Genomic DNA, 18220 nt, shown 5'->3' on the forward strand with positions numbered 1-18220 from the left:
GGATTCCCAAACACCCGCTCTCTCAACGCCCAGAGGCGAGGAGGGTTACGCCTGCCTCGGCCAGCCGCGGTGCATGGGGTCAGGCCAGCAGCTTGCGGATCCTGGCGTCGCTGACGGTCTGCGCGGTGCCGAGCTGCTGGGCCCACAGCGAGATCCGGTACTCCTCGAGCAGCCACCGGACCTGCCGGAGCCGCTCGCCGGGCGGGCGGCCATCGGGCAGCGCCGCGAGCTGGTGCCGGTAGAGCTCCTGCAGGTCGGCGAACCGCGCCATCACCGCGGCGTCGGCGTTGACGTTCTCGTCCAGCTTGCGGCGACGCACCACGATGGCCTGGAGGTAGGTCGGGTAGCGACGCAGCTGCGTCGGGCCGGCCTCGGCGACGAAGCCGCCCCAGCGGCCCACCGGGTGCACCAGCCGGTCCAGCTGGGCGCGCATGTCGGTGACCGCGGGCAGCGACCACATGTCGACCCGGCCCGAGAGCGCCTTGTCGGCCGCGCGCCAGGCCTCCAGCGCCCGCAGCACGTCAGCGACGACGGCCCGGACCGCCGCCTCGTGCTCGTCGCCCCGGGAGTCCGGCGCCGCGCCCAGGGCGGCCACCAGGCCGGCGTACTCCTGCTCCGAGCGCGGCAGCGGACGGGCGTCCACGACGGCGCGGACGACCGCCATCCGGCAGTCCTCGAGCAGGTCGGCGACCGAGGGGTACGGCGCGCCGGCCAGCCCCAGCTTCTCGGCGTTGGTGAGGCTGTCGAGGATCCGCTTGGTCACCCCGCGGTCGAGGCCGAGCCACAGCAACCGGGCGACGCCGAGCCGATGGCGCGCCTCGGCCTCCTCGGCCGAGCCGACGACGGTGAGCCCGACACTGTCGCCCTCGTCGACGAGGCACGGGTGCACCGAGACCTCGTGGCCGGCGCGCCGCTCGGTGACGGTCGGCGCCAGCGTGCCGAAGGTCCACGTCGTCTGGCCGGTGGCGCTGAGCCCGGCCTGCCCGGCGACCTCGGCGATCGCGCGGTCGAACTGCGGCCGCAGCGGTGCCTTGAGCGCGTCGAGGTCCTTGCCGCGCCCCTGCTCGCGGCCCTCCTCATCGACGACGCGGTACGTCGGCCGCAGGTGCTCCGGGACCTTGGACCAGTCCCAGGCGTCGCGCGGGACGACCACCCCGGCGGTGGCCCGGCACCACCGCTCGAGCGCGTCGAGCAGCGGCTCCTCCCCCGGCGACGTGGCGGCCAGGAACTCCCGCGCCTTGTCCGGCGCGGGCACGAAGCTGACCCGCAGGCTCTTGGGCAGGCTGCGGATCAGCGAGGTGACGAGCTCCTCCCGCAGACCGGGCACGTTCCACGAGAAGTCGTCGGTCTCGACCCGGTTGAGCGTGGCGACGGGGATGTCGATGGTGACGCCGTCCTCGGCCGCGCCGGGCTCGAAGTGGTAGCTCAGGCTGAAGGTCAGCGGGCTCTGTCCACCGGCCTGCCACAGGTCGGGGTAGTCCTGGGCCGTGACCTCCTCGGCTGCCCGGTTGGTCAGCATCGCGGGGTCGAAGGTCAACAGGCCGGGCCGCTGACGACGCTCCTGCTTCCACCACTGGTCGAAGTGGGCGCCGCTGACGACGTCGGCACCGACCCGGGCGTCGTAGAACTCGAACAGCGTGTGCTCGTCGACGACGATGTCGCGCCGGCGGGCGCGGTGCTCGAGCTCCTGGGCCTCCTCGAGCAGCCGCTGGTTCTCCTGCAGGAAGCGGTGCCGCTTCTCCGCGCCCGGCCACTCCCCCTGGACGAGCGCGTGGCGGATGAAGAGCTCGCGGGAGAGCTCCTTGTCGATGCGGCCGTAGTTGACCGGCCGATCGGCCACGAGCGGTACGCCGTACAGCGTGACCTTCTCCCGGGCCATGACCGCAGCCCGTCGGGTGCTCCAGTGCGGCTCGGAGTAGCTGCGCTTCGCCAGTTCGCCGGCCAGACGCTCGGCCCACTCCGGCTTGACCGCCGCGCACTGCCGGGCCCAGAGCCGACTGGTCTCGACCAGCTCCCCGGCCATCACGAACTGCGGGTTCTTCCGGGTCAGGACACTGCCCGGGAAGATCGCGAACCGGGCGCCGCGGGCGCCGAGGTACTCCCGGGGGCCGCGGCGCTTCTGGTCCTTGCGCTCGGGCTTCTCGCGCTCGTCGAGCAGGCCGATGTGCGAGAGCAACCCGGACAGCAGCGCCTGGTGGATGCCGTCCTCGTCGACCTCGCTGCCCGAGCCCGTCGAGCCCCCGGGTCGGCCGAGCTGGACGTCCATCTCCTTGCAGACCTGCCGCAGCTGCGACTCGAAGTCCTGCCACTCCCGCACCCGCAGGTAGTTGAGGAACTCCCGCTTGCACATCCGCCGGAAGGCGCTGGAGGACAGCTCGCGCTGCTGCTCGCGCAGGTAGCGCCACAGGTTGAGCCAGGCCAGGAAGTCGCTCGTCTCGTGCTTGAAGCGCGCGTGGAGCTGTGCGGCCTGCGCCTGCTCGGCGGGCTTGTCGGGGCTCGGGCGCTCGCGCGGGTCCTGCAGGCTGAGCGCCGCGGCGATGACCAGCACCTCGCGCACGCAGCCGAGCCGCTCGGCCTCGAGGATCATGCGACCGAGCCGGGGATCGATGGGCAGTCGCGCCAGCCGCCGGCCGAGCTTGGTGAGCCGTCCGCCGGTGAGCGCACCGAGCTCCTCCAGGAGCTGTACGCCGGCCGAGATGTTGCGCTTGTCCGGCGGCTCCACGAACGGGAACCGCGCGATCTCGCCCAGGCCGAGCGAGGCCATCTGGAGGATGACGCTGGCCAGGTTCGTGCGCAGGATCTCGGGGTCGGTGAACTCCGGCCGGCCCTCGAAGTCCTCTTCGGAGTAGAGCCTGATCGCGATGCCGGCCTCGACGCGGCCGCAGCGGCCCGAGCGCTGGTTGGCGCTGGCCTGGCTGATGGGCTCGATCGGGAGCCGCTGCACCTTGGTCCGCACCGAGTAGCGGCTGATCCGCGCGACGCCTGTGTCGACGACGTACCGGATGCCGGGCACGGTCAGCGACGTCTCCGCGACGTTGGTGGCCAGCACGACCCGGCGCCCGGAGTGCGGCTCGAAGACGCGGTGCTGCTCGGCGGCCGAGAGCCGGGAGTAGAGCGGGGTGACCTCGACATGGCCCGGGCTGCGACTGCCCCGCCTGTCGAGGCCGAGCGCTCCGGAGAGCGCGTCGGCGGTGTCGCGGATCTCCCGCTCGCCGGGCAGGAAGACCAGGATGTCGCCCGGTCCCTCCGCGGAGAGCTCCTTGACCGCGTCGACGATGGCCTCGGTCTGGTCGCGGACGACCGGCTCGCCCTCCTCATCCGCCTCGGGCAGCTCCATGAGCGGCCGGTAGCGCACCTCGACGGGATAGGTGCGGCCGCTGACCTCGATGATCGGCGCCGGCTCGCCGGTACGGGCGTCGGCGAAGTGCTCCGCGAACCGCTCGGGGTCGATGGTCGCCGAGGTGATGATCAACTTGAGGTCGGGCCGCTTGGGCAGCAGCTGCTTGAGGTACCCGAGCAGGAAGTCGATGTTGAGCGAGCGCTCGTGCGCCTCGTCGATGATGATCGTGTCGTACTTGCGCAGCATCCGGTCCCGCTGCAGCTCGGCCAGCAGGATGCCGTCGGTCATCAGCTTGACCCGGCTCGCCGGCGAGGTCCGGTCGGCGAAGCGGACCTGGTAGCCGACCAGATCCCCGAGCTCGGTGCCGAGCTCCTCGGCGATGCGCTCGGCCACCGAGCGGGCGGCGATCCGGCGCGGCTGGGTGTGGCCGATCAGGCCACCGCCGTTCTCCCGTCCCGCGCCGCGACCCAGCTCGAGGCAGATCTTCGGCAGCTGGGTGGTCTTCCCCGACCCGGTCTCCCCGGCCACGATGACGACCTGGTGGTCGCGGATCGCCGCCGCGATGTCGGCTCGACGCTGGGTGACCGGCAGCTGCTCGGGATAGCTGATCCGCAGCTGTGGGGGCGGGGACTGGGACATGGCCGCACCATTCTCCCGCACTCCCGGTCGTCAGCTCGTGGTGGAGGGCTCCGCCCGCCGCCGCAAAGTGTCACCGTGACACTTCCAAAGTGTCACCGTGACAGTTCGCGTCGCGAGTGACAGTTCAAAGGGTCACCCCTAGCGCCAAGTGTCACCGTGACACTTTGCGAACGCCACCCCGAGGCGCGGCTCAGGGCAGCGCGGTGACCAGCGCGGGCTTCGCAGGGCCGCCCGCGGCTTCCAAAGTGTCACCGTGACAGTTCGCGTCGCGAGTGACAGTTCAAAGCGTCACCCCTGACGCCAAGTGTCACCGTGACACTTTGCGAACGCCGCCTCGACGCACGGCTCAGGGCAGCGCGGTGACCAGCGCGGGGAGCGCCCCGGTGATCGCGGCCAGCAGCTCGTCGCGGGCGATCCGGTCGTCGGCGGGCGTGTCCTTCCAGGCGAGCACCATCTCCTCGGCCAGCGCGGACCAGCCGCGGACCAGCAGCCGGGCGGCCGGAGTGTCCGGGACGAGGTTGTCGGTGTCGGACTCGAAGATCCGGTCGGTCAGCGCGGCCCGCGCCTCGTCGTACACCCGCCGCATCGTCTCGTTGCCGCTCTTGGCGCCGGCGACCAGGGAGAGGTAGCCCTCGTAGTTCTCGTCGACGAACTCCACGTAGGCGCCGACCGAGGCGAGCAGCCGCTCCACGGCGGTGCCCTCGGCCGGCGGCGCGGTGCGGGCGACCAGGTCCGCCGCGGCCCGCCGGACGACCGCCTCCTGGAAGCCGACCAGGTTGCCGAAGTAGTGGTAGAGCAGGCCGCGGGAGATGCCGGCCTTCTCGGCGAGCAGGTCGATCGAGACCTCGTGCAGCGGACGGCGCGCGAAGAGCCGTACGCCGAGGTCGAGCAGCTGCGAGCGACGCCCGTCGGGCGTGAGGCGGGTGCGCGGTGCGGTGGTCACGAGCACCACTGTATTGACATTGGTTCAACAACGCTATTGACGATCTTTCAATAGCCCGCCTACGGTTGTGACCATGACCACCCAGCTAGTCGATCACCTCATCGTCGGCGCCGGCTTCGGCGGCCTGTGTGCAGCGATCAAGCTCGACGAGGACGGCGAGAAGGACTTCATCGTCGTCGAGAAGGGCAGCGATGTCGGCGGCACCTGGCGTGACAACACCTACCCCGGCGCCGCGTGCGACGTGCCGAGTCAGCTCTACAGCTACTCCTTCGCGCCGAACCCCGACTGGTCGATGAGCTTCTCCCCCCAGCCGGAGATCCAGGCCTACATCAAGCGCGTCGCCCAGGAGTCCGGCGTCCTCGACCGCTTCGTCTTCGACACCGCGGTCACCGCGGCCACCTGGGACCAGGCGCAGCAGCGTTGGGTCGTCGAGACCAGCAACGGCACGTACGCCGCCCGTACGCTCATCGCCGGACCAGGCCCACTCTCCGAGCCCCGCCTGCCCGAGATCGAGGGCATCGAGGACTTCCAGGGCGAGGTGTTCCACTCCGCCCGCTGGAACCACGACGTCGACCTCGCCGGCAAGCGGGTGGCCGTCATCGGCACCGGCGCCAGCGCGATCCAGATCGTGCCCGAGATCCAGAAGACGCTGGCCGAGACCGGCGGCCACCTCGACGTCTACCAGCGCACCGCGCCGTGGATCATCCCCCGCAACGAGCACCGCTACTCCGGCCTGGAGAAGTTCGCCTTCCGCCACGTCCCCGGCCTGCAGAGGGCCGCCCGCACGGCGATCTACTGGGGCCGCGAGCTCTACGTCCCCGCCTTCACCTGGCAGCCGAAGCTGGCTGCGCCCGCGAAGGCGATGGCGCTGGCGAACATCCGCAAGGGCATCAAGGACCCCGAGCTGCGCCGCAAGGTCACCCCGGACTACGAGATCGGCTGCAAGCGGATCCTGATCTCCAACCGGTACTACCCCGCGCTCGACGCGGACAACTGCGACCTGATCACCGACCGGATCAGCAAGGTGACCGGCTCCTCGATCGTCACGCAGGCCGCCGACGGGACCAGCACCGAGCGCGAGATCGACGTGCTCATCGTCGCCACCGGCTTCTACACGACCGACATCCCGATCGCCCACAACATCACCGGTCGCACCGGCCGCACCATGGCGGACCGGTTCGCCGAGGCCGGCGCCGCGGCGTACAAGGGCACCACGGTCCCGGAGTTCCCGAACTTCTTCTTCGTGATCGGCCCCAACACCGGCCTGGGCCACAGCTCGATGGTGTTCATCATCGAGAGCCAGGTGCAGTACATCCGCGACGCGATCCGCACCATGCGCGTCAACGAGTTCGCGACGGTGGAGCCGACCGAGCAGGCGTTCACGGCATGGAACGCCGACCTGCAGCGGCGCATGGAGCCGACCGTGTGGAGCAGCGGCGGATGCGCCAGCTGGTACCTCGACGAGCAGGGACGCAACACCACCCTGTGGCCCCGCACGACGTTCATGTTCCGGCACCTGCTGCACTCCTTCGACGTCGACAAGTACGTCGTCGCCGCGGCCGCGCCTGTGCGCAAGCCGGCTCGCAAGACCGCCAAGAAGGCCACCAAGACGGCCACCAAGACGGCCACCCAGACGGCCCCCGAGAAGATGGACGTGAACGCATGAAGTCGCTCAAGGACAAGGTCGTCGTCATCACCGGTGCCGGGTCCGGCATCGGCCGGGCACTGGCCGTCGAGGCCGCCCGCGAGGGGTCGCTGCTGGCGATCTCCGACGTCAACGAGGCCGGCCTGGCCGAGACCGTCGAGCTCGTCAAGCAGGCCGGCTCGGGCGAGGTGAAGGCCGACCGGCTCGACGTGGCCGACCGCGCCGCGTTCGAGTCCTACGCCGCCGGCGTCGTCGAGCACTTCGGCCGTGTCAACGTCGTCATCAACAACGCCGGCGTCGCGCTCTCGGGCCGGGTCGAGGACCTCGAGTTCGACGACATCGACTGGATCATCGGCATCAACTGGTGGGGCGTCGTGCACGGCACGAAGTTCTTCCTGCCGCACCTCATCGCCTCCGGCGACGGCCACATCGTCAACATCTCCTCGCTCTTCGGCCTGGTGTCGATGCCGGACCAGGCGTTCTACAACGCCTCGAAGTACGCCGTGCGCGGCTTCACCGAGGCGCTGCGCGAGGAGATGCTCATCGACAAGCACAAGGTCGGCGTCACCGCGGTCCACCCCGGCGGCATCAAGACCTCGGTCGCCCGCTCGGCGCGCTACTCCGCCAAGGACGACGCCGCGAAGACGGCGCGGTTCTTCGACGAGAAGCTCGCCAAGATGTCGCCGGAGAAGGCCGCCCAGATCATCGTCAAGGGCATCCACAAGAACCAGGCCCGCGTGCTGGTCGGCCTCGACGCCCACGTGATCCACAACTTCGGCAAGTTCACCGGCTCCTACTACCAGGACATCGTCGCGCTCGGCGCGAAGTACGTGATGCCGAAGAAGAACGGCTGAGGGTCTCGATACGCTCGCTAGCGCTCGCTACTCGACCAACGAGGTAGTTGCTCGCTACTCGACCAACGAGGTAGATCATGCGCTTCGACGCCGGCCGCCCCATCTCCGTCGCCATGACGAAGTGGGGCGGCCGGCGTCATTGGCGCTACGACGGCGTCTACCTCGGCGCCGACGAGCACGGGGACTGGCTCGGCTTCCCGCGCGGCACCCACTACCACCGCCCCGGCAAGGAGCTCGTCGCCGACTTCGCCTGCGTCTCGCTGGCGCCACGGCGCGACGCGGCCCACTTCGCGGGCTTCTACGACGAGGACTACGAGGCGGCGCTGTACGTCGACGTCACCACGCCACCGGAGTGGGACGGCACCACGCTGCGGATGGTCGACCTCGACCTCGACGTGATCGCGCTGCGCGACGAGCGCGGCCTGGTGCTCGCCGACGAGGACGAGTTCGAGCAGCACCGCATCGAGCTGGAGTATCCGGCCGAGATCGTGGCGCTCGCCGAGGAGTCGGCCGAGCGCGTCTACGCCGCCGTCGCGGCCGGCGAGCCGCCGTACGACGGGAGCGCGGAGCGCTGGCTGGCGGCCCTGGCCGCGCTCGGCTGACGGGTCACGCCGACGCGCGCTCGCGGCGACGACGGCGACGGCGTACCGGCCGCACCGGGCCGACCAGCCGCGGCCCGGCCAGCCGCGCCTCGACCCGGCGGGCCTCACGGCGCAGCGGCTGGGCGACGTACTCGCCGAGGATCACGCCCGACGCGAGCGCCACCGCGACCGAGGCCGCGCTGACCAGCGCCAGCAGACCCGCGGAGGCGCTGTCGCCCTCCTCGGCCAGCAGGGCCAGCCCGCGGTAGATCGCGAGACCCGGCAGCAGGGGTACGACGGCCGAGACGACCGTGACGAGCGGCGGCACGCGGAGCCGCCCGGAGACCGAGTAGCTGACGAGGCCGACGAAGAACGCCGCCGCCGCGACCTGCCAGGCCCGGCTGACGTCGTCCGGGATCAGCGCCACCAGCCCCATGGCCGCGCCGGCGATCACCGCGATCGGCAGCAGGATGCGGTGCGGGGCGTAGGAGGCGTAGGCGAACGCCGCCGCGCCCACGGCGGCGCCGGCGAGCGACAGGCCCACGCTCTGCAGGCTGGTGGCGCCCGGCGCCAGCCGCGGGATCTGGACCCCGAGCAGCTGGGCGAGGGCGAAGCCGCCGCTGACCCCGGCGATGATGCCGCCGGTCGACAGCAGCGCCTCGGTGATCCGCGCCCCCGCGGTGATGTAGAAGCCGGTGAGCGCGTCCTGGATCGCGCCCATGAAGCCGATGCCGGCGAGCAGCATGATGATGTTCGCGGTGACCGCGGTCGAGACGTCGACCTGCAGCGGGGAGGCGGCCGCGACGACCGCCAGCGTGGAGGCGACCCCCGCGCCCACGACCTGCTGGTAGAAGACCGGGATGCGGCGCCGGGTCAGCGCCAGCTGGACCCGGTCGATGACGGCCGCCGCCACGCAGGCGAGCGCCGCCACCAGCGCGTCGCCGCCGAGCTGCACCGTGACGCCCGCCGCCATCACGGCCATCCCGACCGTGACCGCCCAGCGCGGCCGGCTGTGACCGGTCGACACGATCCGGGCCAGCTCGTTGCGTGCCTCCTTGAGGTCGAGCTCGTCGCGCAGCACCGCGCGGATCAGGTGGTCGACCCGGGTCAGGTCCTCGTAGTCGATCACCCGCGCCTTGACCTGCCGGTTCGCCATCACGTGCGGCTCCTCGGGACCGGCTTGGTAGTGCATCGAGACGTTGATGAAGGTCACGTCGGTCTCCGCACCACGTAGGCCGAGGTGCTTGGCGAGCAGCTGCATGGTCGCGGTGACGTCCGCCGCCCCGGCCCCCGAGGCGAGCAGCAGCTCGCCCACCCGCAGGCAGAGGTCGATGGTCAGGTTCACCTGTCGCACGTCCACCGGACCCATGTTGCCGGTGCGGCCGATCGCACTCGCCAGCCGGTCCCACGCCAGGGCCATCGCGGGGGTTGGGACATCCGTGGAAGGCTGAGTCCATGCGGATCGACTTCCACGGCTCGCCGGCACCGACGCTGGGCGTGGAGTGGGAGCTGGCACTGGTCGACCGCCACACCCGCGACCTGTCGAACACCGCCGAGCACCTGTTCGCGCGGGCCAAGGCCCGGATGCGCGATCCGGGGCGGCTCCACAAGGAGCTGCTGCGCAACACCGTGGAGCTGGTGACCGGCGTGTGCGACACGGTCGGGGACGCGATGGCCGACCTGCGCGAGAGCCTGGCGGCCGTCGTACCCGCGTGCGACGAGCTCGGCGTCGACCTGTACGGCGGGGGGACGCATCCGTTCGCGTCCTGGACCGCCCAGCAGCTCTCGCCGGGGCACCGCTACGAGGAGCTGATCAACCGCACCCAGTGGTGGGGTCGCCAGATGCTGATCTGGGGCGTCCACGTGCACGTCGGCCTGCCGGAGCGGGCGCGCGTGATGCCCGTGCTGTCGAGCCTCCTGACCTACTACCCGCACTTCCAGGCGCTGTCGGCCTCCAGCCCGATCTGGGCGGGCGTGGACACCGGCTACGCCTCCAACCGGGCGCTGATGTTCCAGCAGCTGCCGACGGCCGGGCTGCCGTTCCAGTTCGAGACCTGGGAGCAGTTCGAGGCGTTCGCGCACGACCAGCTGACCACCGGCGTCATCGACGAGCTCTCCGAGATCCGGTGGGACCTGCGGCCCTCGCCGAAGATCGGCACGCTCGAGAACCGGGTGTGCGACGGCGTCTCGACCTTCGAGGAGCTCGCCGCGCTGACGGCGCTGGCGCACTGCCTGGTGGTCGACCTCGACGAGCGGATCGCGCGGGGCGAGCAGCCGCCGATCCTTCCGCCGTGGCACGTGCAGGAGAACAAGTGGCGCGCGGCGCGGTACGGCCTGGAGGCCATCGTCATCCTCGACGGCGCCTCCAACGAGCGGCTGGTGACCGACGACCTCGCCGACCTGCTGGTCCGGCTCGAGCCGGTCGCCGAGCGGCTCGGCTGCGCCGACGAGCTCGCCTCGGTGCACGACATCACCGTGCACGGGGCGTCCTACGAGCGGCAGCGGGCGGTGGCCGAGGAGTCCGGCGGTGACCTGGTCGCCGTCGTGGACAGCGTCGTCACCGAGATGCGCGACAGCCTCGAGCGGGGCTGAGCCCGGCTCAGGGGCGGCACGGACCCGGCTCAGGAGCTGGCGACCGGCGGCAACGCGTCGGTGGCCTCGAACTGGCCCATGCCGGTGATGCCGAGCAGGTCGACGATGACCGAGCGCAGCTGCGCCAGGATCACCTCGGCGTTGATGACGTCGCTGCGCTCGACGGTCGCGGTGGCGGCGCCGACGCCCAGCAGCGCGGGCCGGGCGGCCTCGGCGAGCTGGTCGGTGCCGGCGCTGCGCACCAGCTCAGCGGCGACCAGGTCGGTCGCGCGGGCCAGCTCGAACGCCAAGGCGGCGTACGACGCGGGCACCGGACGGCCGCGGTAGGCCGCCACGGCGATCTGCCGCATGAGCACCCGTGTGCTGCGCAGCGCCCGGTCCAGCGGGTCGACGAGCTCGGCCATGTGCCGCACGTGCGGCCGGTGCTTGACCCGGAACGGCGAGGACGCGACCACGGCCATGCCCTCGTCCGCGGCCGCCTGCAGCTCGCGGATCAGGCTGTCGGTCGAGCGCGCGTCCCGCAGCACCGCCATGCCGTGCACCGCGTCCGCTTCGAGGATCACCTCCCCGCCGGCCCTCAGCAGCCCGGAGATCTTGCGCACCACGACGGCCGCCTGCTCGCGCGGGCGCCGCAGCGGCGCGGCGGGGACGACGGTGGCCGCCAGCAGGGCGACCGCGCCGCCGACCAGGGCGTCGGTCCAGCGGGTCAGCCCGGCACCGGTGGTGGGCACGAGGGCCGCGACGAAGATGGACTGGACGGCGGCCTGGTTGACGAAGAGCTGGCTGCCGTCGATCAGCGTCGCCGCGGTCATCGCGAGACCGACGATGACGACCAGCTGCCAGGCTCCCTGGCCGATGCCGGCGACGAGCAGGTCGCCGATGAGCACGCCGAGCGCCACGCCGATCGTGACCTCGGTGACCCGCCGCAGCCGCTGGCCGTACGACGTCCCGAGGCTCACGACGGCGGCGATGGCCGCGAAGACGGGCAGCTCGTGACCGAGCACCTCCGAGGAGATCAGCCACGCCACGCCGGCCGCCGCCGCGCACTGCGCGATGGCCCACCGCTTCGCGCGCCAGCGGGCGAACCGGGCGCGCGCCGAGAGCCGGCCGCGCGACATAGCCTGCTCCGTCCGCTGGTCGAGCAGCGAGCGCCAGCGAGCGGTCCCCCGAGCGTGTCGAGACCCCACGGTCACAGCACCCGTTCGTCGAGGCCGCCACCGACCTCGGCGGCGACGGCGCGCAACCGCGCCCGGGTGATGTCGGCGACGGTGGCCAGCCCGGCGAGCGCCGCGTTGGAGCCGGGCCGGGTCGGTTCGGCGCAGTTGACCGAGACGCACGAGCGGCTGCCGCCGTCGGCGACGTTGGCCAGGGCGACCGCGTGCCCGGTGGTGCCGGAGCCGGCGAAGAAGTCGAGCACCCGGGCCTCGGGCGGCATGGTGGCGAGGATCCGGCGCAGCAGGCCGGTCGGCTTCGGCGACTCGAAGACGTGCCCCACCAGCGCCTTCAGCTCGGCCACGGCGACGTCGGTCGACCCGACCTCCTCGGCCAGCCAGATGGTGCGCAGCTTCTTGCGCCGCTCCTGACCGCCGGCGCTGTCGAGCCAGTCGCGCTGGAAGACGTCCACGCGCTCGCCGCGCACGCCCTTGACCAGGCGGCACACCAGGTCCTCGGACCGCTGCTCGATGAGCGGTCGCGACCAGCGCCACACGGCCGGCGTACCGTCGCCGAAGACCGGCGCGACCTCCACCGCACCAGGGAACGGCGCGGCCCCCACCCTCCCGCTGTCCGGGTCGCCCCAGACAGGGAAGTGCAGCGTGGGGGCGGTGGCGGGGTTGAACTTCTTGTTGGTGTTGCGCAGCGGCAGGTGGCGGTAGCGGCGGCCGTCGGGCAGCGTCAGCGGGAAGTCCCGCTCGTCGACGAGGTCGGGGATGCTGGCCTGCAGCGCGCAGCGACGGGGGTCGCGGGCGTAGACCATCAGGTACTCGTGCGACGTCGCGAACCCGGGACCGAGCTGGCGGCCCTTCGGGTTGAGGTTGACCACCACCTGCGCCAGGAACGACGCCTCACCGAACACCTCGTCGAGCAGCAGCCGCAGGTGGGCGGCCTCGTTGTCGTCGATGGAGACGTAGATGGCGGCACGGTCGCTCATCACCGCCCGCGCGGCCTCCAGCCGGGGCCGCATCATCGCCACCCACGCCTCGTGGCGGCCGCGCCGGCTGCCGTCGGCGCCGCGGATGTCGTCGACGTACGCGAAGTCGTTGCCGGTGTTGTACGGCGGGTCGATGTAGACCAGGTCGAACCGCTCCTGGTGCGCCTCGAGCGCCCGGAGCACGTCGAGGTTGTCCCCCTCGATGAACGTGTTCCATGGCTCCACGGCGCAAGGCTATGCCGGAGAACGCCTGCGCAGCCGACGACGTGCGGGTGAGGATGAGAGTCATGAGGAGGGGCCAGCGTCGGGTACGCCGCGACCTCGAGCGCCGGATGCGCGAGCTCGACCGGCTCGACGCGCAGTTCGGTGGTTCAACAGCCCGACTGCGACCGGGAACCCCGCCGCCGCCCAGGCGGTCGTCATGCACGAGCTCGGCCACGTCCTCGGACTGGACCACGTGCCCGACCCTGGCGAGCTGATGCACGACGAGAACACCGGGCGGGTCGACTTCGGGCCGGGAGACCTCGAGGGCCTGGCCAGGCTCGGTGCGACCGAGTGCCGCTGAGGCCGACCAGTGCGCCTAGGGTGGCGCGCGTGACCCGACGCTTCACCCGTGCCGAGCTGGAGTCGTTCCGCGACGCGACGGTGCCGGACCTGGTCGCTCCGGGAGTCCGGCTGCTGTTCGTGGGGATCAACCCGGGGCTGTGGACGGCGGCCACCCAGACGCACTTCGCGCACCCGGTGAACCGGTTCTACCCCGCGCTGCACGCCGCCGGCATCGTCGAGCGCCGCATCGACCCGGCCGCCGGGATGACCGACGAGGACCGGGCCCACCTGCTCGCCCGCGGCATCGGCATCTCCAACGTGGTGCACCGCGCCACCGCCCGCGCCGACGAGCTCTCGAAGGCGGAGCTGGTCGAGGGCGGCCGCCGCCTGCAGGCGCTGGTGCGGTCCCTGCGGCCGGCCGTCGTCGCGGTCGCGGGCATCACGGCGTACCGCGCCGCCTTCGGCCTGCCCAAGGCCACCGCCGGCCGGCAGCCGGCCGACCACGCTGCCTGGGGCGACGCGCAGGTCTGGGTCGTCCCCAACCCCAGCGGGCTCAACGCCCACGAGACGGTCGCGAGCCTCGCGGCGGCGTACGCCGAGCCGGCCCGCGCCGCCGGCGTCATCTGACGCGGGCACCTGACGTTCTCAACACATCACCGGCGTGTCGCCGTGAGAGATGTCAGGTGCGCGGAGGAGCAGCCGGCTCAGTCGTAGGGCTGGTCCTTGCCGGCGACGGTGAGCCCGTCCTGCACGACGAACCCGTGGGCGAGGTCCTCCTCCGGGTCGACGCCGACCCGGGCGCCGGCCGGGATCAGGACGAACTTGTCCAGGATCGCGTTGCGGACGACCGCGCCGGCACCGATCTGGACGCCGTTCATCAGCACCGAGCCGGTGACCTCGGCCCCGGAGTCGACGAAGACGCCGGGTGAGAGCACCGAGTGCGCCACGGAGCCGCCGGTGACCACGACCCCGGGTGAGAGCACCGCCTCGTCGACGGTGGCCGGGACGCCGCCGCGGACCACCTTGGCGGGCGGCTGCGGGCCGTGGGAGGTGTAGATCGGCCAGTCGTAGTTGTAGAGGTTGAAGTACGGCAGCGGCGAGACGACGTCCATGTGGGCGTCGTAGTAGGAGCGCAGCGTCCCGACGTCGCGCCAGTAGCCACGGTCGCGGGCGGTGGAGCCGGGGACGGCGTTGTCCTTGTAGTCGTAGACGGCTGCCTGGTTGCGACGGACGAAGGCCGGGACGATGTCGCCGCCCATGTCGTGCTTGGACCCGATCTCGGCGGCGTCGCGCGTGACGGCCTCGACCAGCGCGTCGGCGTCGAAGACGTAGTTGCCCATCGAGGCGAGCACCTCGCCGGGGCTGTCGGGAAGGGCGTACGGGCCGGCTTCACTGGGCTTCTCGACGAACTCACGGATCTGGCGCGGGTCGTCGGGGTCGACGTCGATGACACCGAACTGGTCGGCCAGCTCGATCGGCTGCCGGATCGCGGCGACGGTGCACGGCGCGCCCGAGGAGCAGTGCTCGTCGATCATCTGGGAGAAGTCCATGCGGTAGACATGGTCGGCGCCCACGACGATGACGATGTCCGGCTTCTCGTCGCCGATCAGGTTGAGCGACTGGTAGATCGCGTCCGCGCTGCCGAGGTACCAGTTCTTCCCCACCCGCTGCTGCGCCGGCACCGAGGCGACGTAGTTGCCGAGCATCGTCGACATCCGCCAGGTCTGGCTGATGTGCCGGTCCAGCGAGTGCGACTTGTACTGGGTCAGCACGACCACCTGCCGGCAGCCGGAGTTGACGACGTTGGACAGCGCGAAGTCGATGAGCCGGTACGTCCCGGCGAACGGCACCGCGGGCTTGGCCCGGTCCGCGGTGAGGGGCATCAGCCGCTTGCCCTCCCCGCCGGCGAGCACGATCGCCAACACCTTCTTGCGTTGCGGCAGCGCCATGCCATGACGGTAGCCCGCGACGCGGCCACCAATCGTGGGCGGAGCGCGAGTTCCACCAGCGCGGGTAGCGTGCCACTCGTGCGCGTCGACATCCTGACCAAGGAGTACCCGCCGGAGATCTACGGCGGCGCGGGCGTGCACGTCGCCGAGCTGGTGCGAGCGCTGCGCGGCCGAGCCGGCGGCGGGGAGCGGGTCGAGGCCGTCGTACGCGCCTTCGGGGCGGAGCGGGCCGAGGCCGGCACGTTCTCGTACGCCGACCTGGAGCCGTTGCGCGGCGCCAACGCCGCCCTGCGCACCTTCGGGGTCGACCTCGCGATCGCCGACGCCTGCGGAGGGGCGGACGTGGTGCACTCCCACACCTGGTACGCCAACCTGGCCGGCCATCTCGCCGGCCTGCTGCACGGCCTCCCCCACGTCGTCACCGCCCACTCGCTGGAGCCGCTGCGCCCGTGGAAGGCCGAGCAGCTCGGCGGCGGCTACGCCCTGAGCGGGTGGGCCGAGCAGACGGCGTACGAGGCCGCCGCCGCCGTCATCGCGGTGTCCGCGGCGATGCGCGAGGACGTGCTGCGCGCCTACCCGGCGGTGGACCCGGCGCGGGTGCATGTGGTCCACAACGGCATCGACACCGAGCTGTGGTCCCCGGTCGAGGACCCGGCGAGGGTGCGGGCGCTCGGCGTCGACCCGGATCGCCCGTCGGTGATCTTCGTCGGCCGGATCACGCGCCAGAAGGGCCTGCCGCTGTTCCTGCGGGCGGTCGCGGAGCTGCCGCCGGAGGTGCAGATCGTGCTGTGCGCCGGCGCCCCGGACACGCCCGAGATCGCCGCCGAGGTCGAGGGCCTGGTGAGCGGCCTGCAGGACACCCGCGACGGCGTCGTCTGGATCCCCCAGATGCTGCCGCGTGCCGAGGTGGTCGCCCTGCTGAGCCACGCCACGGTGTTCGCCTGCCCGTCGGTCTACGAGCCGCTCGGCATCGTCAACCTCGAGGCGATGGCGTGCGAGACCGCCGTCGTGGCCACCGCGACCGGCGGCATTCCCGAGGTCGTGCGCGCGCCGGGCTCCGGTGCGGCCGAGACCGGGCTGCTCGTGCCGATCGAGCAGGCCACCGACGGCACCGGGACGCCGCTCGACCCCGAGCAGTACGTCGCCGACTTCGCCGCCGCGCTGGTCGAGGTCGTCACGGACGCGGACCGGGCTGCGGCCATGGGCCGCGCCGGTCGGCAACGGGCGATCGAGTCCTTCAGCTGGAGCGCGATCGCCGAGCGGACCGTCGAGGTCTACCGCTCCGCGCTGGGCGGCTGAGGAGCCGCGCGCCTCACCAGCGGGGGTGGATCGAGGCCCGCAGGTGGGTGTCGTAGATCCGGGTGATGCCCGCGGTCAGCTCCTCGGAGAGCGGCGGCAGGGTGCCGGCGGCGGCGTTGGCGCGGGCCTGCTCGACGTTGCGCGCCCCCGGGATGACGGTCGTGACCCCCGGCTGCTGGGTCAGCCAGGCGATCGCCACCTGCGCCGGCGTCGCCCCCGCCGGCCCGAGCTCGCGCACCAGGTCGGTGAACTCGCCCGCCGCCGCCAGTCCGGTCTCGTAGTCGACGCCCGAGAAGGTCTCCCCCACGTCGAACGCCTCGCCGTGGCGGTTGTAGGTGCGGTGGTCGTTCTCGGCGAAGCGCGTGCTGCGGTCGTACTTCCCGCTCAGCAGGCCGCTGGCCAGCGGGACCCGCGCGATGATGCCGACCCCCGCCGCGGCCGCCGCCGGGACGACCTCCTCGAACGGCTTGAGCCGGAAGGCGTTGAGGATGATCTGCACGCTCGCGACGTGGGGTCGCGCGATCGCGGACAGCGCCTGGGCGACGGTCTCGACGCTGACGCCGTACGCCGCGACGCGGCCCTCGGCGACCATCGTGTCGAGGGCGTCGTAGGTGCGGTCGTCGTCGATCGTCGCGCTCGGCGGGCAGTGCAGCTGCACCAGGTCGAGGGTGTCGACGCCGAGGTTGCGCGGGGACCGGTCGTTCCAGGCGCGGAAGTTGTCGAGGGTGTAGTTCTCCGGCGTCTGCTCGACGCGGCGGCCCATCTTGGTCGCCACAGTGATGCCCGGATGGTCCTTGAGGAAGCGGCCGATGAGCTGCTCGCTGCGGCCGTCGCCGTACACGTCGGCGGTGTCGAAGAAGGTGACGCCCGCCTCGACGCTGGCCTCCAGTACCGCCAGCGCGTCGGTCTCGCTGACCTCGCCCCAGTCCGCGCCGAGCTGCCACGTGCCGAGCCCGACGATGCTTGCCTGGCTGGCCTGGCTGTTGTTCCCGCGGTCGGGGTGGATCAGGGTGCGCTGCTCCATGGCGTCCATCTAACCGCCGGTCTGGTTGCGTTCGCGCGCAGGGGCATGATGGACGGGTGGCCCGTCTCGAACTCGCCGACCTGCCCGTGCTCGCCGCCCCCATGGCCGGCGGGCCGACGACCCCGGAGCTGGTGGCGGCCGCGGCCCAGACGGGCTCGCTCGGGTTCGTGCCGGGCGGCTACCTGTCGGCCGAACGGCTGGCCGAGGATCTGGCGGCCGCGCGCAAGCTGGTCGGCGGCGACGGCTTCGGGGTCAACCTGTTCGTGCCCGATCCGACGCCGGTCGACCGGGCTGGGGTGCTCGGCTACCGCGCCATGCTCGAGGAGGAGGCCGAGCGGTACGGCTTCGAGCTCCCCGAGCCGCGCTGGACCGACGACGACGGCTGGGCGGCCAAGCTCGACCTGCTGGTCGCCGACCCGGTCCCGTGGGTGAGCTTCACCTTCGGCGTGCCCAACGGGGAGCAGGCGGAGCGGCTGCGGCGGGCCGGCTCCCGGCTGCTGGTCACCGTCACCTCGGTCGACGAGGCCCGGCTGGCCGCCTCGACCGGCGTCGACGGGCTGGTCGTGCAGGCCTCGGCCGCGGGCGGGCACCGCGGCACGTTCGACCCGCGGCGGCCAGCCGGCGGCGAGCCGCTGCCGCTGCTGGTGCGCGACGTCGTC

15 protein-coding genes are annotated in these 18220 nt (G+C 72.2%); 8 read left to right on the top strand and 7 right to left on the bottom strand.

What is annotated here, in order from left to right; all coding sequences use genetic code 11:
* Positions 1-79: 79 nt before the first annotated feature.
* Both hrpA and VGE38_RS05985 read right to left on the bottom strand, forming a co-directional pair.
* Positions 80-3979: an ATP-dependent RNA helicase HrpA gene (gene hrpA / locus VGE38_RS05980; RefSeq protein ID WP_331141624.1), complete on the bottom strand. Its 3900-nt coding sequence runs from the start codon at positions 3977-3979 to the stop codon at positions 80-82.
* A gap of 346 nt (positions 3980-4325) precedes the next feature.
* Entirely contained in the window at positions 4326-4922 is a 597-nt protein-coding gene (locus VGE38_RS05985) for a TetR/AcrR family transcriptional regulator (RefSeq protein WP_331141625.1), read from the bottom strand.
* 73 nt (positions 4923-4995) lie between these two features.
* Here VGE38_RS05985 and VGE38_RS05990 point away from each other — a divergent pair, with 73 nt between their 5' ends.
* The 3 genes from VGE38_RS05990 (at position 4996) to VGE38_RS06000 (ending at position 8023) form a co-directional block, all read left to right on the top strand.
* Entirely contained in the window at positions 4996-6588 is a 1593-nt protein-coding gene (locus VGE38_RS05990) for a flavin-containing monooxygenase (RefSeq protein WP_331141626.1), read from the top strand.
* Positions 6585-7421, top strand: a complete 837-nt coding sequence (locus VGE38_RS05995) for an SDR family NAD(P)-dependent oxidoreductase (protein ID WP_331141627.1) — start codon at positions 6585-6587, stop codon at positions 7419-7421. Before VGE38_RS05990 ends, VGE38_RS05995 begins: the two co-directional genes overlap by 4 nt.
* A gap of 77 nt (positions 7422-7498) precedes the next feature.
* Positions 7499-8023: a DUF402 domain-containing protein gene (locus VGE38_RS06000; RefSeq protein WP_331141628.1), complete on the top strand. Its 525-nt coding sequence runs from the start codon at positions 7499-7501 to the stop codon at positions 8021-8023.
* Between the two features lie 4 nt (positions 8024-8027).
* On the opposite strand, the gene VGE38_RS06005 is transcribed toward VGE38_RS06000, so the two are convergent.
* A complete protein-coding gene (locus VGE38_RS06005; RefSeq protein WP_331141638.1) occupies positions 8028-9371 on the bottom strand; it encodes a threonine/serine exporter family protein in 1344 nt (447 codons plus the stop codon).
* 86 nt (positions 9372-9457) lie between these two features.
* On the opposite strand from VGE38_RS06005, the gene VGE38_RS06010 reads away from it, so the two are divergent.
* A complete protein-coding gene (locus tag VGE38_RS06010) occupies positions 9458-10594 on the top strand; it encodes a glutamate--cysteine ligase (protein ID WP_331141629.1) in 1137 nt (378 codons plus the stop codon).
* A gap of 29 nt (positions 10595-10623) precedes the next feature.
* Here VGE38_RS06010 and VGE38_RS06015 read toward each other — a convergent pair whose 3' ends face one another.
* On the bottom strand, positions 10624-11712 hold the full coding sequence (locus VGE38_RS06015; RefSeq protein WP_331141630.1) for an FUSC family protein: 1089 nt from the start codon (positions 11710-11712) through the stop codon (positions 10624-10626).
* 71 nt (positions 11713-11783) lie between these two features.
* Positions 11784-12968 (bottom strand): site-specific DNA-methyltransferase, encoded by a 1185-nt coding sequence (locus VGE38_RS06020; protein ID WP_331141631.1) that lies wholly within the window; start codon positions 12966-12968, stop codon positions 11784-11786.
* Between VGE38_RS06020 and VGE38_RS06025 the strand changes: the two genes are divergently transcribed.
* Together VGE38_RS06025 and VGE38_RS06030 are read left to right on the top strand one after the other, a co-directional pair.
* Positions 12946-13308, top strand: a complete 363-nt coding sequence (locus VGE38_RS06025) for a matrixin family metalloprotease (protein WP_331141632.1) — start codon at positions 12946-12948, stop codon at positions 13306-13308. The genes VGE38_RS06020 and VGE38_RS06025 overlap by 23 nt on opposite strands.
* Before the next feature lie 29 nt (positions 13309-13337).
* Positions 13338-13916, top strand: coding sequence for a mismatch-specific DNA-glycosylase (locus VGE38_RS06030; protein ID WP_331141633.1), 579 nt, complete (start codon positions 13338-13340; stop codon positions 13914-13916).
* 77 nt (positions 13917-13993) lie between these two features.
* Here the strand turns inward: VGE38_RS06030 and glgC are convergent, their stop codons facing one another.
* Entirely contained in the window at positions 13994-15238 is a 1245-nt protein-coding gene (glgC, locus tag VGE38_RS06035) for a glucose-1-phosphate adenylyltransferase (protein ID WP_331141634.1), read from the bottom strand.
* Positions 15239-15316: 78 nt separating this feature from the next.
* Here glgC and glgA point away from each other — a divergent pair, with 78 nt between their 5' ends.
* Entirely contained in the window at positions 15317-16537 is a 1221-nt protein-coding gene (gene glgA, locus VGE38_RS06040; protein WP_331141635.1) for a glycogen synthase, read from the top strand.
* Between the two features lie 13 nt (positions 16538-16550).
* On the opposite strand, the gene VGE38_RS06045 is transcribed toward glgA, so the two are convergent.
* A complete protein-coding gene (locus VGE38_RS06045) occupies positions 16551-17561 on the bottom strand; it encodes an aldo/keto reductase (RefSeq protein WP_331141636.1) in 1011 nt (336 codons plus the stop codon).
* A gap of 56 nt (positions 17562-17617) precedes the next feature.
* Here VGE38_RS06045 and VGE38_RS06050 point away from each other — a divergent pair.
* A partial coding sequence (locus VGE38_RS06050; RefSeq protein ID WP_331141637.1) for a nitronate monooxygenase occupies positions 17618-18220 on the top strand: 603 nt, incomplete at its 3' end.

The sequence above is a fragment of the Nocardioides sp. genome (genome assembly GCF_036405735.1).
Classification (GTDB): domain Bacteria; phylum Actinomycetota; class Actinomycetes; order Propionibacteriales; family Nocardioidaceae; genus Nocardioides.